We start from the raw sequence: 18,832 nt of genomic DNA, 5'->3' as shown, positions 1-18,832 counted from the left end.
ACTATGAGCGTTTCTTGCTTTCATTGCCTTGAAAGTGTGCCAAATGGATTTCGCGCAACCGTAACAATAGATAACACGCCACAGCCTATGTGCTGTATTGGCTGCCAAGCAGTTGCGCAAAACATTGTTGACCAAGGCATGACCGACTATTACAAATACCGCACCGTACGCGCTGGTAAAGTAGAGCAGTTAGTCCCTGAGCAACTCGCGTTTATTAAAAGCTACGACAACGAAGACATACAAGATGAGTTTATAGCCACAACCGATAACTTATCCCAAGTACTTTTAAGTGTTGAAGGCATTACCTGCGCCGCGTGTGCATGGCTTATCGAAAAGCAATTACTTAGCTTAAAAACGGTAAAGCGCGTTGATGTTAATACCTCAACTAACCGTGCCATGATCCAATGGGATAAAACCCAAACCCCGCTGAGCGAAATTATTACTTCCTTAGCCAAAATTGGCTATAAAGCTTACCCGTTTCAAGCCGATGACGAAGCCCAACAAAAGCAACAAACAGCAAAAGCCTATATACGCCGCTTAGGTGTTGCAGGGCTGATGACCATGCAAGTGATGATGTTTGCCTTTGCCATGTACTTTGGCATGTTCTCGGGTATGGATAATAACTTTGAGCAATACTTTAGGTGGATAAGCCTAGTACTTGCCTCCCCCGTTATTTTATACAGCGCATTACCCTTTTTAACTAACGCTATTAATGGCTTAAAAGCAAAACAGTTAAATATGGACTTACCCGTTTCGCTGGCTATTTTTGGGGCGTATAGCGCCAGCTGTTATGCCACATTTATGCAAGTAGGCGAAGTGTATTTTGAATCGGTATGTATGTTTACCTTTTTATTATTATTAGGGAAATACCTAGAATTTAGGGCCCGATTAAAAGCCAGCGAGTTTACTGCCAACTTACAAAAACTGCTACCTTTAACCGCCCGCACCCTTGATGATAACGGCCAAGAGCATATTATTGCTGCAAAAAAGCTTAAACTTAATGATGTTGTACTCATAAAAGCTGGCGAAACTATCCCCGCTGACGGAGAGCTTATCAAGGGGCAAACAAGCGTTGATGAGTCGATGATGACCGGTGAGCATCAGCCCGTTAATAAGTTTATTGGCCACAATGTGTATGCCGGGTGTGTTAATCACGATGGCGTAATAGAAATAAAAATAAATAAAATTGGCCAAAACACCCTACTAAACCAAATTATACACTTACAACACACTGCGCTTACCAAGCGCCCTAAACTGGTAGAAATTACCGATAAAGTTGCCCAGTGGTTTATTGCCTGCTTGCTAGTTTTTGCCTCTATAACGGCCATTGGCTGGTACCAAATTGACCCAGAGCACGCATTTTGGATCACTATTTCTGTATTGGTTGCCACTTGCCCTTGCGCACTTAGCCTTGCTATACCTACCGCATTAACATGCGCTGTAGCCACGCTCACCCGCAAAGGGGTGCTAATTAAACAAGCACATGTGCTTGAAACCCTCTCGCAATTAACGCTGTTTGCCTTTGATAAAACAGGTACCCTCACACAGGGTAAATTTAGCTTAGATGCCATTGATATACTCGATGACACAATCTCTAAAGAGCAAGCGCTTAATATTGCAGCCCAGTTAGAGCGTTATTCTGAGCACCCCATAGCCAGTGCATTTAATAAATACGCCACCACCGAGCTTGCCCTTACAAACATTACTGTACACCCAGGTATGGGCATTAGTGCACAAAGCGCAGATGAACATTACGCTATTGGTAAAAGCGGCTGGTTTGACAGTAAAAAAACAAATGCCCAAGCAAGCCTATTTATAAATAAACGCGTAGTTGCTCGTTTTTACTTTATAGATAAAGTAAAACCCGGTGCCAGTGAGCTTATAAGTACCTTACAAGCACAAAACTTGAGCTGTCATATGCTCACAGGCGATGCATCAGATGCTGGGCAAAAAATAGCAAAACAATTAAAGCTCAACAGCAGCCAAAGCGCCCTGTCTCCTAAAGATAAACAAACCGCCGTGGAGCAATGGTCATCACAAAACGAAGTAGTTGCCATGGTAGGCGATGGCATTAACGACAGCCCAGTATTTGCCAGTGCCCATTTGTCCATTGCAATGGAAACCGGAGCCGACATTTCTAAAAACAGTGCTGATGTAGTGCTGTTAAACAGTGATTTAGCCTCAATTGCGCACCTACTCAATGTTGCTAAGCAAACCAGGCGAATCATTAAGCAAAACCTGACGCTGTCTTTGTTGTATAATGCCTCTATTTTACCGCTTGCAGCGCTTGGGCTTGTTGCACCGTGGATGGCCGTTATTGGTATGTCTGCCAGCTCAATTATTGTGATTAGTAATTCACTAAGGCTTTTAAAGTTATGAGCATAATTTATATTTTAATCCCGATTGCCATATTATTTGTGATTATTGCCATTGGCGTGTTTTTTTGGGCCGTTAAAAGCGAGCAATTCTCTGATTTAAACAAACAAGGTCATAGTATTTTGTTTGAAGATGATAAAGAACAGCACAACAAAAGTAATGATTGACCCACTTTACACCAGCGCCTTTTTAATGGGCTTAATTGGTAGCGGGCATTGCCTTGCCATGTGCGGTGGTATTGCCAGCTCATTGCAATTGGCCAGTAACAAGCGCCAATCTGTTATTTATTCATTTGCTTATAACATTGGCCGAGCATTTAGCTACATGCTAGCTGGCGCACTCGTTGCGGGTATAAGTAGCCAATTTGCAAAGCAAAATACGTTTTTTTCTGTAACCCTTTCATTCATTGCGGCTATTTTTATGCTGCTGGTAGGCGTGTATATAATGCGCTTAGGCCCCACTTTGCAATGGCTTGAAAAAATAGGTAAAACACTTATTTGGCAGCATATTGTTAAGCTTAATAAATATTTAATGCCAGTAGATTCAACGCCTAAAGCATTGGGTTACGGCGCGTTGTGGGGGTGGCTACCCTGTGGTTTGGTTTATTCAGCGCTCACATGGGCAATGACCAGCCCTAGCGCATTTGATGGTGCCTTAGTGATGCTTTGTTTTGCGCTTGGCACCTTTCCGGCCATGATCACCTTAGGCCTGGCCGCCCAAAAACTTAATAGTGTTATTAACCACCCATGGACGCGAATTGTGTTAGGCAGTATTATAATTTGGTATGGTATGTACCTGTTGATCATTGCCATCGACAAACTAGTACATTAATCGTCAGCTGTATTAAGCCACTTGGTTTATTTTCACTGCTGTGTATAAAAATTAAAACGGATTAAATTATGGATTTCTCTCAAAGTCGCGCTAAAAGTAATTGTGCAATTAGCTGTAACAACTGCAGCATCAGCCAATTGTGTTTGCCGTTTTCGTTAAATGGCCAAGAAATGGATAAACTTGACGAAATCATTGAGCGCAAAAAGCCCCTACACAAAGGCGACTACTTGTTTGAATCAGGTGCTGCGCTTAATGCAATTTATGCAGTACGCTCAGGCTCATTTAAATCGTACACATTGTCTGAACAAGGTGATGAGCAAATTACCGGTTTTCACTTAGCCGGCGATTTAGTCGGCTTTGATGCTATTAGTAAAATGGCTCATCAGAGCTTTTCGCAAGCACTTGAAACATCAATGGTCTGCGAAATCCCGTTTGATACACTCGATGAGTTAGCAGGTAAATTACCCAAACTTCGCCAACAAATTATGCGTTTAATGAGTAGCGAAATTACCTACGATCAAGAAATGCTGCTACTTCTTAATAAAAAATCGGCAGAAGAGCGCCTAGCGAGCTTTATTTATAACCTTTCGGAGCGCTTTGGCGAGCGCGGATTTTCGCGTAAAGAGTTTAGATTTACCATGACTCGTGGTGAAATAGGTAACTACTTAGGCCTAACCGTTGAGACCATCAGCCGCTTATTAAGTCGTTTTCAAAAAGCGGACTTAATAAAGGTAGAAGGTAAATTTATTACTATTTTAGACAGCGACGCACTCGCCAAAACGGCAGCAATAATTAAGCCTTGCTAAGCTAATAGGTGTTGTAACTTTGATTTAGAACAACAATTTGAGTGCTACCCCTTTAACTGCTGTGTATTTACGTTACACTGAAAGTAAGTTAAAAAGGGAGTAGCATATGAACACTATTAAACGTATTTTAGCCGTTATTGATCCCACTAAGGATGACCATCACGGTTTAGCTCGCTCGATTGATTTAGCCAAAAAGTCAGGCGCCAGTATTACCGCCTTTATGACTGTTTACGACTTTTCTTACGAAATGACCACCATGTTATCGTTTGAAGAGCGCGAAGCAATGCGAAAAGCCGTTATAAACGATAGAGAATTATGGCTTAAGGATATAATTTCTTCCTACCCAGATGTAAATATCACCGCCCAGGTGGTCTGGCATAACCGCCCTTTTGAAGCCATTATTAATACCGTTATTGAACAAGAATACGATTTAGTGGTTAAAAGTACCCATCAGCATGGTGCGCTAAAATCGGTTATTTTTACCCCTACCGACTGGCACTTAGTACGTAAATGTCCCACACCTGTGTTATTTGTAAAAGAAATGGCTTGGCCTGAGCAAGGTAATATTTTAGCCGCGGTCAATGCGGTTAGTGAAAACGATGAGCATGTAGCCCTTAATAAACGCATTATTAAAGATGCACAATTTTTATGTGAACTTGCCAACGCTAAACTTAACTTAGTTAATGCCTACCCTGCTACACCCATTAATATTGCCATAGAGATACCAGAATTCAACCCTGGGCTTTATAACGAATCTGTAAAAAAACACCACATAGAATCCACCAACGAGCTTGCTAAAACTTTTAGTTTAACTAAGGAGCAATGCTTTATAGAAGAAGGCCTACCGGAGGATGTGATCCCCGATGTAGCAAATCGCTTAAATAGCGAACTGGTGGTGATTGGCACCGTAGGGCGTACGGGGCTAAGTGCCGCATTGGTTGGCAACACTGCCGAGCACGTAATTGATAGCCTAGATTGCGATGTCTTGGCATTAAAACCTGATGGCTACGTAAGCCCGCTTGCCAAAAGTTAAACAAAGCCTTAACTAGCGCTTTAATACCCATAGTACTTGGGTATATAATACGCCCCTTTATTTTCAGCAAATAATTTGCCGCATTGTTTTATAAGGGGGCGTAGTGTCTCACTCAGCTCAAGCCAAAGCTCAATACAACTTAAATAAGCTACAAAAGCGTTTACGCCGTCTTACTGGCCAAGCCGTCATGGACTTTAACATGATAGAAGAAGGCGACCGTATAATGGTATGCCTATCGGGTGGTAAAGACAGTTACACCATGCTTGATATGCTTAAACATTTAAAGCGTGTGGCGCCTATTAAATTTGATTTATTTGTTGTTAATCTCGATCAAAAACAACCAGGCTTTCCTGAACACGTTTTACCTGAGTACCTTGATAAACAAGATATTGAATACAAAATTGTAGAAGAAGACACCTACAGCATTGTTACCGATATCATCCCTGAGGGTAAAACCACGTGTTCGCTTTGCTCACGCCTACGTCGTGGTATTTTGTACCGTACAGCCAAAGAAATGGGCGCAACTAAAATTGCCCTTGGCCATCACCGCGATGACATGATCGAAACACTCTTTTTAAACATGTTTTACGGCGGTAAACTTAAAAGCATGCCGGCTAAATTAATGAGCGATAACGGCGAGCATATGGTTATCCGTCCGCTCGCTTATTGTAAAGAAGCCGATATAAGTAAATACGCATTTAGCCAAGGCTACCCTATTATTCCGTGTAACTTATGTGGCTCACAAGAAAACCTGCAACGTAAACATACTAAAAGCATGCTAGCGCAGTGGAATAAAGACCACCCTGGGCGTATTGAGAGTATTTTTACTGCAATGCAAAATGTGGTGCCTTCGCATTTAGCCGATACAGAACTATTTGACTTTGAAAACCTAAAAACCGGCGACGTTATTGATGGCGGCGATATAGCACTCGATAAACCAGATATACCTAACGCGCCTGTAAGCGATGAAGATGAAAACCAACAGCAACAAGCTGATGTGGTTACTATTAACCTAAGCTAAGCTAACGGTTTTAAAAATACAGTTAAGGGGCTACTCGCCCCTTTTTTTATACTCATTAATCCTGCTAAGCGCCTTTATCAGCTAACCCTTTTAAAAACTCTAAACTCATTCGCTCTTGCTCGTTTGCTTGATAAGGCAACTGTTGCAAACTATCGTAGGCAAAATCTGTAATTTCAAACTCAGTAATCTCACTGCTACCAAAACTATTACGCTCACCTGGGCTTGGCGACATGCGCTCTATCACAAAGTCACTTAAACGCATGTTAACCACCCCTTGTGGTAATACCGACCAATGCGCCTTTAAATCCACCGTTTGACTGCCTTGTGAAAGTTTCTTTTTAGTCACCAAATGTGCAAGTGGGGTCGTATCACTGTATAAATTAGCTCTAATTCTATATAAGCCACTTTTAAGCACTTTTAAATGAGCTGTGGCTATCATGTTTTCGTTTTGTGCATAGGCATTATCAAAATCAATAAGCGTCGCACTGGGTGGCATATACTGAATTTGTGCTACTGCAGGTACCTTTTTACCTGCAACATTTGCCTCTACAAATAACTGTAAATTTCGCGGGTAGTCTTCACGGGCTTTAAATTTAACCGTAGCTTCACCCTGCTGAGCTGTGGTGGTTTTTGAACTGATTGACGCTTTAGTATCGGTATTGCTTAGCGCTACATTTACCTCTGCTAGGTTTTGCGCAGCAATATTAACGGTTATTTCTTGCGGGTATACAAACCGATATTTATCTAAACTAACTACGAGGGCATTACCCGCATCGTCAATGGGGCTTGTAACTGGGTAAAACTGATTGGGCTTTAAACGGTCTTCATCAAGTGCGCTTAAAGGCTGCGAATATGGCGGGTATTTTAGAGCGCTTTGGTATTGCATTGCCACATGCTCAGCAGCACTGGCTAAGTGCTGATCATAATGTATTTTGGGAGGGCTTTTTACCTGTTTTTGTTTTGGCACATCAATGGTTATTACCGTGTTTTTATCTGGGCTTGCTGGATCTGTCTTGTTTTTTATTGCCAGTGCAGCAGGAGGCTCAAGCGTTTTAACTTCATTTTTATTTGTAAACCACAGTAAAAACATCGCAATACTGACTACAGCGGCACCAATGTAAAACTTTTTCATGTTGCATCAATCCTTTAAAAGCGTGCAGCAAATAACTACACGCTCTAGCGTTTAATACCTAACGCGTTTATAAAATTTAGGTACTTATTAAGGGATCACGTTATAAATAAGTGCCGAGGCGCTTTGCGTGTTTGAATCCTTAATATAGCGGTAGTGTTTTTTCCAAAACCAAGTACCCGTTGTTTTATCAAATGTGTTAAAGCCGACATTTTGACTATCTACATTTATATTGTTCATGGCAATTGTGACATTCCCTTTGCGCTGCGCATTATGGATCTCGTTGTGGCTGTAACTGTCGCTCATCATCATTGGATAATGGTGCGGCATAAAGCTATTAACGGCATCGCCTTGTGATTTTAACTGGCCATTAGTATCAATACTGCTACTACAACTACCAAACGATTTAGCCGCGCTTGCTCCACACGATGAATGCGATGCCACCACCGAATCATCATTACCTTTTAAAAACCCGCCCGTTAAACCTAGGTACTCATTACCATCGGCTACAAAACGTAAACGCGGCGTACGCGCATCTGGAAACGGCGAAATTTTGCGTGCGTTATTTACTTTTAAATCGTGTAATACGCCCACCGCTTCTGTTACATCGCTGCCTAACCACCATTTGAGTGCAGCATCCACTGCAAAGTTCCATGCTGCGCCAGTTAAAGCACTTACAGCAATATCGGCAAGCTCGCTGCCGCCCCCTGCTCCCGCTAAATCAAAGGTCGCTACAATATTAAGTGGTGTAAGGCCTGCATTTTCAAGCCAATTAGCTTGGTTATCAATAATATGGCGAGCAACTAAATCGCCTGTTGAATGCGTCACTAACACACAGCCATCAGCACATAAGTTAGAACGCGATATTTGCTTTAATTTAGGCCATACCCAATCGGTCGCAATTTTACCTTCAATGCGCTCATAGGCAGGCCAATCAATACGTTCATCAGCACGGTTATTCCAATAGGTTTGCCAATAGGTTTCACCGTCGTTTATTACATCGCTGCCCGACTTATTGGTTATTTGCGATACCTGCAAGCCGTGGATCAGTATAATTTTGTGATCTTTACTCAGTGCAGAAAAGCTCATTAAAAACGCAGCGCTGGCAAAAAGTAGATATTTAAGTGTGTGTGTTCGTTTAGAGTTGTTCATATAAATCCTTAATGTGTTCAGTGTTTTATTTTTATGCCTATGTACTTAAGGTATTCATTTACACATGTGCAGGCGCACATGCATTGACCAGTATTAGGAACAACGCTCAAAAACGCAACAATTTATTATCATTTAAATTCTGCTAAATCTATATTGACTGAATATTCAATTACTTAAATTTAAATAATTGCAATATTTAGGACTGTAACGATTCTATAATAATAGAATTACCATCTATTTTTAACACTTTGGTGAGTGAATTAATGTATACTTAAATATATTTTTCTTTTTTAAAATGACTAATATTTACTAGTAATCTAAGTCACTAATAAATCTACTCTTTTAAGAGAAGCTTACATTAATAAAAGCTATCTAAATTGTATTTTGAAGGAAATATCGAAGTGGAAATGCTAAGTTGAGAGATCAAGCAGAACACTTGATCTAAGATGATAATTCTTAAGCTGAACTAAAAATATAGGCTTTCTATTGTTTCACCACCGATTTTAATATCACACTTATCGCCAGACTTTGAGTTTGATGACTGAATTGCACCAGCCACTGCACCAAAAACCCCTCCTTTGCTACTCAAAACTGAGCCAAAGTAACAATAACTAGAAATATGTACATCTTGATAGTCACTTGCTAAGTTTAGTGTAGGAGTATATGGGGGAAAGCGCCCTTTCAATAAAGGATCTCCATTTACAGTAAGTTGTAATTCGTTGCGATTCTCATCATACTGACCACCAAACACATAAGTTTGTCCTTGATATGCAATAGTTTTTTCTTGTGCTTGAATCGGCGGTGTTGACCCACAACCAGCTAGAGCAAGTACGGGTAAAACACTGATAATAATTTTTTTTAGCATAACTGAATAAATTTCCATATAAATTAAATGAGCGAAAAATATACCCTAATGAATATTAACTTTCAATAGAGTCTTTTCTTATTATTTATTATATATAAACATAACAATAACCAACCTTGAGAACCATTAATAAAATAATTTTCTCTCTGCTTTAAACTTACAGCAGTATAAAACTAACTTTTCTTAAAAATTTTATAAATAAACCGGCTTTATAAAAAGAGTAAGTTCAGTATAAACTTATACTAATTTGCTAATTAAGTAAGCTATGCTGGGCTAGGGTGATTGCGTTAATAGTCAGACAAAAATTTGTTCTAAATAAGAGTTTTACACAGCTAGAGATGCCTCCAATGAGTGCTGCGGGTTAGTTATACATATTGCCGTAGATGTTTCCCTATACAGCTTATTAGATGCAACTCATATTTCGCTTTTAAAAATCACCAAAGTTATAATTTATCGTAACCCTTTTTTTCTAAGTTAATTATAATTCGTTAGTAGCTGCGCTTATAACCAAACCAATCATTACTACAGTATTTTTGAATGATTTTAAGCCCATCAAACTGTTATGAAGATTAAAGTACAGAAGTCGCTATTTTTCTGATTCCGAGAAACATTAAATTTACTACTACATTTTTTAAAGCATTAACCCACATTATAAAAGGTAATTAGAATAAATAATCATCAGTAAAGTAGGTTAACTACTTTAGTCTTTCATACAATCCTGAGGCTCTTGATACGCTTTTGCTCATGGCCAATTGCAGTACTTTTTTATCGGCCACCAGCTCAAAGGTGTTTTTAGCACGTGTTATTCCTGTGTACACCAGCTGCCTATTTACACCCATACTAGCGTGTTTAAGCGGCGGTAAAACCATAGCCGTATAACTAAACTCCGAGCCCTGCGATTTATGTATGGTCATTACATACACTTTATCGTGAGCAGGCAGGCGCGCAGGTGAAAACGCCCGAACCGTGTTTTGCTCATCAATAAATAACGCTTTTAACTGCCCGCTTTCATCGGGCATTAAAATACCAATATCACCATTAAACAACTTAAGTTGATAATCGTTTTGGCTCACCATAATAGGCATACCACTGTAATGGCGCTGGTTTGGGCTTACCGATATTAACCCTTGTTGCACAAGTGCGCGCTCAATGCGGCTGTTTAAGCTATTTACACCGTAATCACCCTCACGCACGGCCGCTAATAATTGATATTGAGAAAACGCCGCGTGAACATCTGCAACACTTGCCCCTTGTGCAATTAAATTTAAATAATGAGCGTAATGCTTAGCAGCACTGTTTATTAATTTTTCTATGGGTTTTGCAACAAAGTCATAATCTAAAATAACATCGTTAAATTGCCCTTGTGTGCTTTGCTGCTCTACGTATTTTAAAATACCGTTATGGTTAGTATTAACCGCCAGCGCAAGCTGGCCAATGCCACTTTGTGCATCAAACCGGTAGCTGTGTTGTAAAAACGCAATGCAATCGGCTAGTTTAAATTCGCTATGCCCAGGCGCCGCTAATTTAGCCTCTCCTTTAAAACATAAAGCATTGAGCTCATCACATCGTGCTTGCGAGTAATTAGGCGTTTCACCCAATGCTAACCCTTGGCATAAATCACTCATTACACTGCCGGTATCTACCGAGGCAAGTTGGTCTTTATCGCCAAGCAATATTAAACGCGCATGCGCAGGCAGTGCTTCTATTAATTTAGCCATGAGTGATAAATCAACCATGCTGGCTTCATCAATAATAAGTACATCTAAATGCAGCGGGTTGGTGCTGTTATGCTTAAATTTATTAGTAAAGGGTTTAACCCCTAAAAGCCGGTGAATGGTTTGCGCGCTATCGGGAATTAAGGCCTTTATATCCTCAGGAATAATTTTAAGTTGCTCTTTTGCACCTAAAATTGATTCACTTAAACGGGCTGCCGCTTTACCTGTAGGCGCCACCAGTTTAATGCTTAAAGGTGCGCTTTTATAAAGCGACTGTAAAATAGCTAATAGCTTAGTCACGGTGGTGGTTTTACCTGTCCCTGGCCCGCCCGTAATAACGCTAAAGCCTTTTGTTGCGGCAATAGCGCAGGCTACTTTTTGCCAATCAATCGCAAGCGCTGAATTATCAACAAAGTAGTCATTTAACAACTGGCTGAGTAACTGTGTATTTATATTTAAATGGCGCTCACTCATCGCAAGCAAACGCGTAGCTAAGGTGTGCTCATAATCAGCTAGGCGCGCAAAATAAAGCCGTTCGTTAAATAACTGTAAGGGTTTGGCCTCGCCCACACTGTTATGGGCACTTAAACAGCTAAGCGCATCGAGGTAGTTAAAGGCTTCGTTAAAAGGCGATGTAATATTTGGTACATTGCCCTCGGTTTTAGTAAAGTCGCTTTGGCGTAAATTAAACGGGTTTTGCCAGTCGACTTCTTTTAATGTTAAACAGCTATGCTGGCTTTGCTGTGCTAAACACAGCAATAACACTATATAAAACACGTCGTTTTGCTGGTTATAGCACAGCATTAAGGCAAGCTTTACATCTACCATTCTTATGCGTTTTTCATCTAATAAGTAGTCAAGCAGCTCCACCGTATTTAACGGTTGGGCAGGTGCTGGCGGCTCATCAAACAGGCTTTGCTGCATAGGGTAGTCACTCATAACATGGCTCCTTGGCTAAATAAGCCATCTAATAGTGTGATTTGCTCTGCGCTAAGCTTATTAAAATACACCCCTTTGCCCGCCGGCATGCCGCGTAAAAACGTATAATAAACCCCGCCTAAATGGGTTTCTATTGCATAATCACTGATGCGTTGTTTGAGTAATCGGTGCAGCGCAACACTATAAATTAAATACTGTAAATGATACTGATGGCTATTCATGGCTTGCTCTAGCAGGTCGCTTTCATAGTCAGCGGGCGTATTACCTAAGTAATTAGACTTATAATCTAAAATATAATACTTCCCTTGATAGCAAAAAATTAAATCTATAAATCCCTTTAACAGACCTTTTACATGAGAAAACTCGAGTTTACTTTGGGTAAAACCAAAATGCTTAACCAGTATTTCGTTTAATTTAGGCGCGCTTAAACTATCTAAAGGTAAATTAAATTCCATTTCGACTAGGCAATCTGTCGGGGCTAATTGACTTAAGCTTAATCCTTCATTGTTTAAGGGGCAGGTTAACGAATCAAGCACCCATTGCTCGGTCACGTGTTGCCAGCTTTCGCTAATATGGTATTTATCCAGTGCATGTTTAACTACCTCTGCTAAATTTTGCTCTGGATTTGTAGGGTGTACTTGCGCACTGGTAAAGTCTATTTGCTCAAATATTTCATGCAAACAGCTTCCAGGCTTCGCCCCCTTGGGGAAACTGTAAGGCGATGGTATTTCATCTTGGCTGTTAGCAAATTCATCTTTTTCATGATCTTCATCGCTGCGCCCAGGCTCAATATGATCGGTGTGCTTTTTAAAGCTCAGCGCACTAAAGCTGGTTGCTCGCCAATCTCGCTCTATGTTAGCTGTAACCGTATTAACTCTTAACGCTTGGCTTTGCTGCACTGCGCTATTAAGTGTTAATTGGCCTTGTTCGGCCAATTGCTCAGCCGTAAATTGCTGATAGTGCATTTCGGTGTGAGCGTCGCAAAATTCACTTAAGTGGGTGCGCCACGTTTGGCTACTTGTAAGCTCAAGCCCTGCAAATAACACATGCCCTAATGCACTACTTTGTATAGCCAAACGGCTACTTTGCCCTTGCCCTATGTTATACACCCCAAGTGCACAAAAATGTACCGCGCGGGTAAGGGCAACATAAAGTAAGCGTAAGTCTTCAGCTAGGCGTTCTTGCTCGGCTTGTGCTAAGGCGTCTTCGTTTTTACTTAAATCGTAAACTAGCTGGCCGTTTTGGTGATAAAGCGCTTCTTTTGTTTCGCGATAGCCACTGGCGAAAGGCATAAATACCAGCGGATACTCGAGCCCTTTTGAGGCATGCATAGTCACAATTTTAACTAAGTTGGCGTCACTCTCTAGGCGTACTTGCACGGTTTCGCCATCTTGCTGGCTTACTTTTTGTGCATACCAACGTAGCAAGCGCAAAGTGCCTTCTAGCTCTATTTGCTTTTGCTGCAGTATTTCACCTAAGTGTCTAAAGTCGGTTAACCAGCGCTCAACGTTATAGCCAAGGCCTTGCCACTTAGCGCTCAGCTGATTATGGCTTAACAAACGTTCAAGCATCGCCATTGCGCCTTGCTTGTTCCAAATATGGCTAAGTTGAGCAAAAAAGTTTAAGTGCTCTTGCCATTTATTTTCATCATCAGCAAGGGCGTAAATTTCGTTGTAGCTTAAACAAAATAACGGCCCAGCTAATACGCCGCGCAGTAATGACTCGTTGTATTGGCCATGCAATGCCGTTAAAAAGTTAAGTAAATGGTGGCTAAGCTCTTGGCTAAAAACACTGTCGCGCGATAAATACACGCTAGCAATATTGGCATTGCTCAGTGCTTTTTTCATTATTTGCGCTTCTACACGGTCGCGCACCAATATACAAATATCGGCAGCGGTCACCTTATGCTTACCAATGCACGCTCGCCCTTGCTCGGCTTGCTCAAGCAATGTCACTATTTTATTGGCAAAATAGCTGGCCAAATGCCCTTGCCCGACGCCTTTGCTGGTGGGTTTGTTTTTTTCATCTGCAGCTTCATCTACAAATACATTAAATTCAAACGCGGTGGCAGGTTTGCCATCTATTGTAAATGTTTCATCGGCTTTTTTGCCTTTTGCTGCTACTGCGTTAAACGGTATGGCATCGTTATAAATAAAGCTATTGGCATGTTTAGAAAACAAACTGTTTACACTGCTTACTATATCGGTGCTTGAGCGAAAATTAGTACCTAAAGTAAATTGCTGCTCAGGCTCTACTGACTCTTTTGCGCCAATATAGGTAAAAATATCAGCGCCCCTAAAGCCATAAATAGCCTGTTTTGGGTCGCCTATCATGGCAAGCGTCGTTTTTTCTTGGCCATATATTTTGCTAAAAATTCCGTACTGAATCGGATCTGTATCTTGAAACTCATCAATCATGGCAACAGGAAATAGCTGCGCTATTTTTTGCGATAAAGCCTCGCCCTGCTCGGCATTTAAAGCACTGTGTAAATTAGTCAGTAAATCATCTGGGGTGATCACACTTTGCTCTTGCTTGCGTTTTACAATTGCCTGTTTAACCCACCGAGCTGCGGTTTGTACAACGGCAATTTTAAGGCCCTGATTAATTTTAGTATTAAGTGCACTGAGCTCATCAAACAGGCTAAGCAGAGGGTGGCTAAATAATGGCTGATTTTTTTTATAATTACTGGCATCACTTAAGTTTTCGCTGCTCCACACCTCAAACGAGTATTTATTGGTGCCAAATTCAAAAAATAACTCATCACCTAAACAAAATGCTTCAAGGGCCGTTAAACTGCCTTTTCGCCCGGGTGTTTTAGAGCCACTTAAACCCGAGCCCTTTATTGCAGCTATAAACTCTTGCTCCAGCACTGCTTTTTTAAAAGCGGGTACTTTAGCAATGTACTCATCGCGAGCTTTAAATACGTCATCTAAGTTTATTTGCGGCACTATGTTCGCATTGGCTTTATTTAGCACACTACTGACTTGGCTAAATAGCGATTCAGGGGCTGCAAACACCTCTAAAATAGCATCAGTGCGTTCTTTATTAAGTGGGTATACAAAGGCGCGCCAAAAATCCTTAATTGTGTCGAGCAGTATGTCGCGCTCATCTAAAATAAATTCAAGGTTAAAGGCAACGCCTGATTCAAACGCATGCTGCTTTAACATGCGTTGGCAAAAACCATGAATGGTAAATATAGCGGCTTCGTCCATAGATTTAGCGGCGGCATCGAGTAAATCAAAGGCGCGATGTTTATCATCTACTGCGGCTATTACACCTTCTATTAATTCATCATTTGGGTTTTGGCCAAGTAATGCATCGCGCGCAGCAATAATACGGCTGCGTACGCGGTCTTTTATTTCTTGCGTTGCAGCATCGGTAAAGGTAACCACAAGTATTTGCTCAACGCTTAACGGGGTGTTTATCTCCCCTGGTATTTGCAAGCCTAATAAATAACGTAAATAAAGCCCGGTAATGGTGTAGGTTTTACCTGTACCCGCACTGGCTTCTATTAAACTTTGCCCTTTTAACGGCATTGTTAGCGGATTAAGCGCTTGCATGGTCACTCTCCTTTGCATGTGCATGTAATGGGGAGAGTAATTTTTCGCTCCACTTAATAAATTCTTCTTGGCAGTCATTGAGCGATTGCACCGTTAAACGAATATACGGGTTTTCGCCCTCGCCGCGCCCTATGTATTGTGGGTTAAACTTGCTAATGGCTTTACCAATATCGCCACCACTTTTAACGTATTCATAGCCACTTACCGGATAAAATGCCACAGGCTCTTTGCGCAAGGCTTGATATAACGAAAACCAATCATTGAGCAAGGCATCGGCCTCATTTTTACTCAGTGGTGCAAAGCTAATTTGCTTATCAAGCCCTAGTAATAGGGTTTCAACATTTTGTTCCATACTTTGTGCAACAAGATGATATATAAAGCCCTTAATTAAATCTTTGGCCTTTATACTGGCACTTCGATAAAACACTTGTTTTTGAAGGTAAATATGATTAAGCCAGCCCTCAATGGTGGTGTTTTCTATGCGCAAAGACACCTCAAGCGGGTCGGTTTTGCCGCTTTTAATATGCTCTTTTACTTGCCCTGCTAGTGCATCTACTCGGTGCGCCATGCTCTCATACACTAAATTGCCCACATTGGCTTGTGGCAGCTCCCCCCGTTGCAATATTTGCTCTGTACTTAAAGGTTGCTCATTAATGTTGGCTTGCAGTATTTCGTCTAAATAAAAGTAGCGGCGCAGCGCATCTAGGCTAAAAGGCTCTTCATCTTTTGCTACTTCGTTAAATTCAGGTAGGCGTAAACCTAATGTTTGCTGGTAAAAGCTCTCTTGAGCGTTGCACACACTGCGAATAAATACATCAAGCTCTAATTCCGCGGGCGCTGTTACATCAATGGCTGTTAGCGGCTGCGCGTCTATGCGCTCGCTTGGTAGCCAAATAGGATTAAAACTGTGATTACTCAGCTTAGCCTCAGCTTCACTGTCTGCTGTGTAATACGCACGATTAAAAGGCTGTAAGTGCTGCTGATTAATTAAACACTCAGGCAGCGTTTTTTCGCTGTCATTTGCTAACGTAAAGCTGCGGCCTATGTACTCTAAAAGCTCGCTTACTAAGGTCGAGGGCATACGTGGTTGATTGTCAAAACACGAGCGGCCAATGTAACTTATGTATAAATTTTCGCGGGCACTCAGGAGGGCTTCTAAAAATAAGTAGCGGTCATCTAATTTACGTGAACGGTCACCTTTTTGTTTTTTAGAATACGGCACTAAGTCAAACCCTATTGGCTGCACCGTACGTGGGTAATCGGCATCGTTTAAGCCAAGCATACACACCACTTTAAACGGCACAGCGCGCATAGGCATTAGTGTACAAAAGTTAACTTGCCCCACTAAAAAGCGCTGCCCTACGCCTTTTTCTTGAATGCCTTGTTTTATCAGGTAACTTACAATTCGTTGCGATACATGTTTATCGTAATCGCCATTATCGTGGTGCTTTTTAAGCTCCTCTAAAACATTTTGCAGTACCAGTAAATCCCAACTGTCGTCGCCTTCATTGTAATAAATAGCATTTATTAGCTCAGATAAAATATCCGCTTTATTACTAAGAGTATCATCAGGGGTTAGCTCATCTTTAAAGCGCTGCAGTACATCAATAAAATGCACCAGTTTATTAAGGGTATCAAGCGCCATGCCCTCTACTTCATCGGCACTATAAATGCCGTTAAACGGGCATTGTTCATCGCGCTGGGCTATGCCTAGCAGTAAACGGTTTAAACCATGCTGCCAGGTATTTAAATCTATTGCGGGTAAATCAAAGCTACTTTTGTGCTCAGCATTTATACCCCATTTAACCCCTACACGCTCAAGCCAATATTGAATTTGTTCGTACTCGTGCGCCTCTAGCGCAAATTTTTCGGCAATTTGTGTTACTTGCAGTAAATCAAGAATATCCGAAACACCAAAACGCGAAAACGGCAAATTGGCTAAGCTGGCAAACGAGCTCAGCACCGGTTTTTCTTGCTCTATGGCTAAATCGGCCAATGCATAAGGAATAAAGCGACTGGTGTTTTGCGCGCCGCCAAACACCGCTTCAATATACGGGCTGTACGTACCTACATCAGGCATCATTACAATAATGTCTTTGGGAGTGAGCGACGGGTTTTGATTAAACAAAGTAAGTAAATAGTCGTGCAAGCGCTCAACTTCTCTAAGCGGTGTGTGGCAATCGCTTAAAGTAATGCTGGTGTCGCTGTCGCTAATGGGCAATTTACCCTCATCATTTATAAACCATTGTTTATTATCGGTAAGCGACTCACCTTTAAATGCCAGTTGGTAAATCTCGCTTTGAATTTGACCCAGTAAACTTTCGTCAAACGCATCTATAAAGCCATCAATCCAACGCGCATCAAGTTGTACGAGTTGCTCAAAGTAGTCGCGCCCTAGTTTTCCCCATGACGATAAAAGCGGGTTACCTATAAAGTAGTACTCTTCATCAGGGTTAGTTTGTTTTTTTTGCTGCGCTTCTAAAAGCGGCATTTTGGCGTATTTGGCATTTATTTTGGCTGCTGTTTTTTCATCAACCACATCGCCCCAATAATGCTCGCTAGGATTAAAAAAGAATAAAAACACCTCTGTTTTTTTGCTCAAGGCTTCAAACACCTCAAGCTGCGAGCTCGCAATCGCCGATATACCAAATAAACTAATGCGCTTAGGTAATAAGCTATTATCCATATTCTCAAGCGCAGCGAGTAGCTGCCCTTGCATATTAGCACGATGAAATTGGCTTTGCCCAAGCGCTTTACTGTGCGCCACCAACTTTCGCCATAAATCGCTTTGCCACGGGGCAATGCTTACATCAACATCGTCAAGTTCGTCTTTGCCGCTATCCCAAGTGGCAATCCAATGCGGGCGGTACATTAAATATTGGTCGTACACATCGGCAATTTTTTCACACAGGGCAAAGGTTTTTTGCCCGTCTAGGTCGCCTTCTAAATAGGTTTTTAAGGGCAAATAAAGCGGTTCATCAATACAGCTGGGCAGTATTGCAAATAATTTCCAAGCAAGGTTAGGCTTATTAAAAGCCGACTCTTTGGGCACATTGGGCAATAACTGCTGATACAACTGCCATATAAAGCTCGATGGCAGCGGAAAATCGACCTGCGCGGCTACCCCTAGGTTTTCGCTTAAACCAATTTTCAGCCACTGCGACATACCCGGCGACTGCACTAATACCACTTCTTTATCGAATGGGCTTTGCAACGGGTTTACTTTTAACAGCTGATTAAACTGAGCCTGCAGCGCTTCCATACGGTTTGATTGAATAATATTGAGCATACAACTGGAGTCCTTACTTGAAGTAAAACCAGTTTAAGATATTTTCATTTATAGGGGTAGCGCAATCAGCAAATTGGCACTAATAAATCAGCGGGTTAGCAGGGAGTTTAAGCGCA

At 41.4% G+C, this 18,832-nt stretch carries 12 protein-coding genes; 6 read left to right on the top strand and 6 right to left on the bottom strand.

What is annotated here, in order from left to right:
- Positions 1–3 precede the first annotated feature (3 nt).
- From MTF64_RS08765 to ttcA, 6 genes are all read left to right on the top strand, one after another.
- Positions 4–2,379, top strand: a complete 2,376-nt coding sequence (locus tag MTF64_RS08765) for a heavy metal translocating P-type ATPase (protein ID WP_248451145.1) — start codon at positions 4–6, stop codon at positions 2,377–2,379.
- Positions 2,376–2,543, top strand: a complete 168-nt coding sequence (gene ccoS / locus MTF64_RS08760) for a cbb3-type cytochrome oxidase assembly protein CcoS (protein WP_002963071.1) — start codon at positions 2,376–2,378, stop codon at positions 2,541–2,543. Before MTF64_RS08765 ends, ccoS begins: the two co-directional genes overlap by 4 nt.
- Positions 2,536–3,207 carry a sulfite exporter TauE/SafE family protein gene (locus MTF64_RS08755; RefSeq protein WP_248451144.1) on the top strand — a complete coding sequence of 224 codons (672 nt, stop codon included), beginning with the start codon at positions 2,536–2,538 and terminating at the stop codon, positions 3,205–3,207. The genes ccoS and MTF64_RS08755 overlap by 8 nt, the downstream gene beginning before the upstream one ends.
- 68 nt (positions 3,208–3,275) lie before the next feature.
- Complete coding sequence (locus tag MTF64_RS08750) at positions 3,276–4,013, top strand: FNR family transcription factor (protein WP_024032585.1); 738 nt, start codon at positions 3,276–3,278, stop codon at positions 4,011–4,013.
- A gap of 106 nt (positions 4,014–4,119) precedes the next feature.
- Positions 4,120–5,046: a universal stress protein UspE gene (gene uspE / locus MTF64_RS08745; RefSeq protein WP_248451143.1), complete on the top strand. Its 927-nt coding sequence runs from the start codon at positions 4,120–4,122 to the stop codon at positions 5,044–5,046.
- Positions 5,047–5,149: 103 nt separating this feature from the next.
- On the top strand, positions 5,150–6,067 hold the full coding sequence (ttcA, locus tag MTF64_RS08740; protein ID WP_248451142.1) for a tRNA 2-thiocytidine(32) synthetase TtcA: 918 nt from the start codon (positions 5,150–5,152) through the stop codon (positions 6,065–6,067).
- 64 nt (positions 6,068–6,131) lie between these two features.
- Here ttcA and MTF64_RS08735 read toward each other — a convergent pair whose 3' ends face one another.
- From MTF64_RS08735 to recC, 6 genes are all read right to left on the bottom strand, one after another.
- A complete protein-coding gene (locus MTF64_RS08735) occupies positions 6,132–7,199 on the bottom strand; it encodes a hypothetical protein (protein WP_248451141.1) in 1,068 nt (355 codons plus the stop codon).
- An 87-nt stretch (positions 7,200–7,286) separates the two neighbouring features.
- Positions 7,287–8,348, bottom strand: a complete 1,062-nt coding sequence (locus MTF64_RS08730) for a hypothetical protein (RefSeq protein ID WP_248451140.1) — start codon at positions 8,346–8,348, stop codon at positions 7,287–7,289.
- Positions 8,349–8,814: 466 nt separating this feature from the next.
- A complete protein-coding gene (locus MTF64_RS08725; protein WP_248451139.1) occupies positions 8,815–9,231 on the bottom strand; it encodes a hypothetical protein in 417 nt (138 codons plus the stop codon).
- Between the two features lie 677 nt (positions 9,232–9,908).
- Positions 9,909–11,867, bottom strand: coding sequence for an exodeoxyribonuclease V subunit alpha (gene recD, locus MTF64_RS08720; RefSeq protein WP_248451138.1), 1,959 nt, complete (start codon positions 11,865–11,867; stop codon positions 9,909–9,911).
- A complete protein-coding gene (gene recB, locus MTF64_RS08715; RefSeq protein WP_248451137.1) occupies positions 11,864–15,427 on the bottom strand; it encodes an exodeoxyribonuclease V subunit beta in 3,564 nt (1,187 codons plus the stop codon). The genes recD and recB overlap by 4 nt, the downstream gene beginning before the upstream one ends.
- Positions 15,414–18,716 (bottom strand): exodeoxyribonuclease V subunit gamma, encoded by a 3,303-nt coding sequence (gene recC, locus MTF64_RS08710; protein ID WP_248451136.1) that lies wholly within the window; start codon positions 18,714–18,716, stop codon positions 15,414–15,416. The genes recB and recC overlap by 14 nt, the downstream gene beginning before the upstream one ends.
- Between the last annotated feature and the right edge of the window lie 116 nt (positions 18,717–18,832).

The organism is Pseudoalteromonas sp. 2CM41L, assembly GCF_023161905.1.
Taxonomy (GTDB): Bacteria; Pseudomonadota; Gammaproteobacteria; order Enterobacterales; family Alteromonadaceae; genus Pseudoalteromonas; species Pseudoalteromonas atlantica.
Note: the sequence above shows the minus strand (reverse complement) of the source record. Positions and strands in the feature narration are given on the sequence as shown.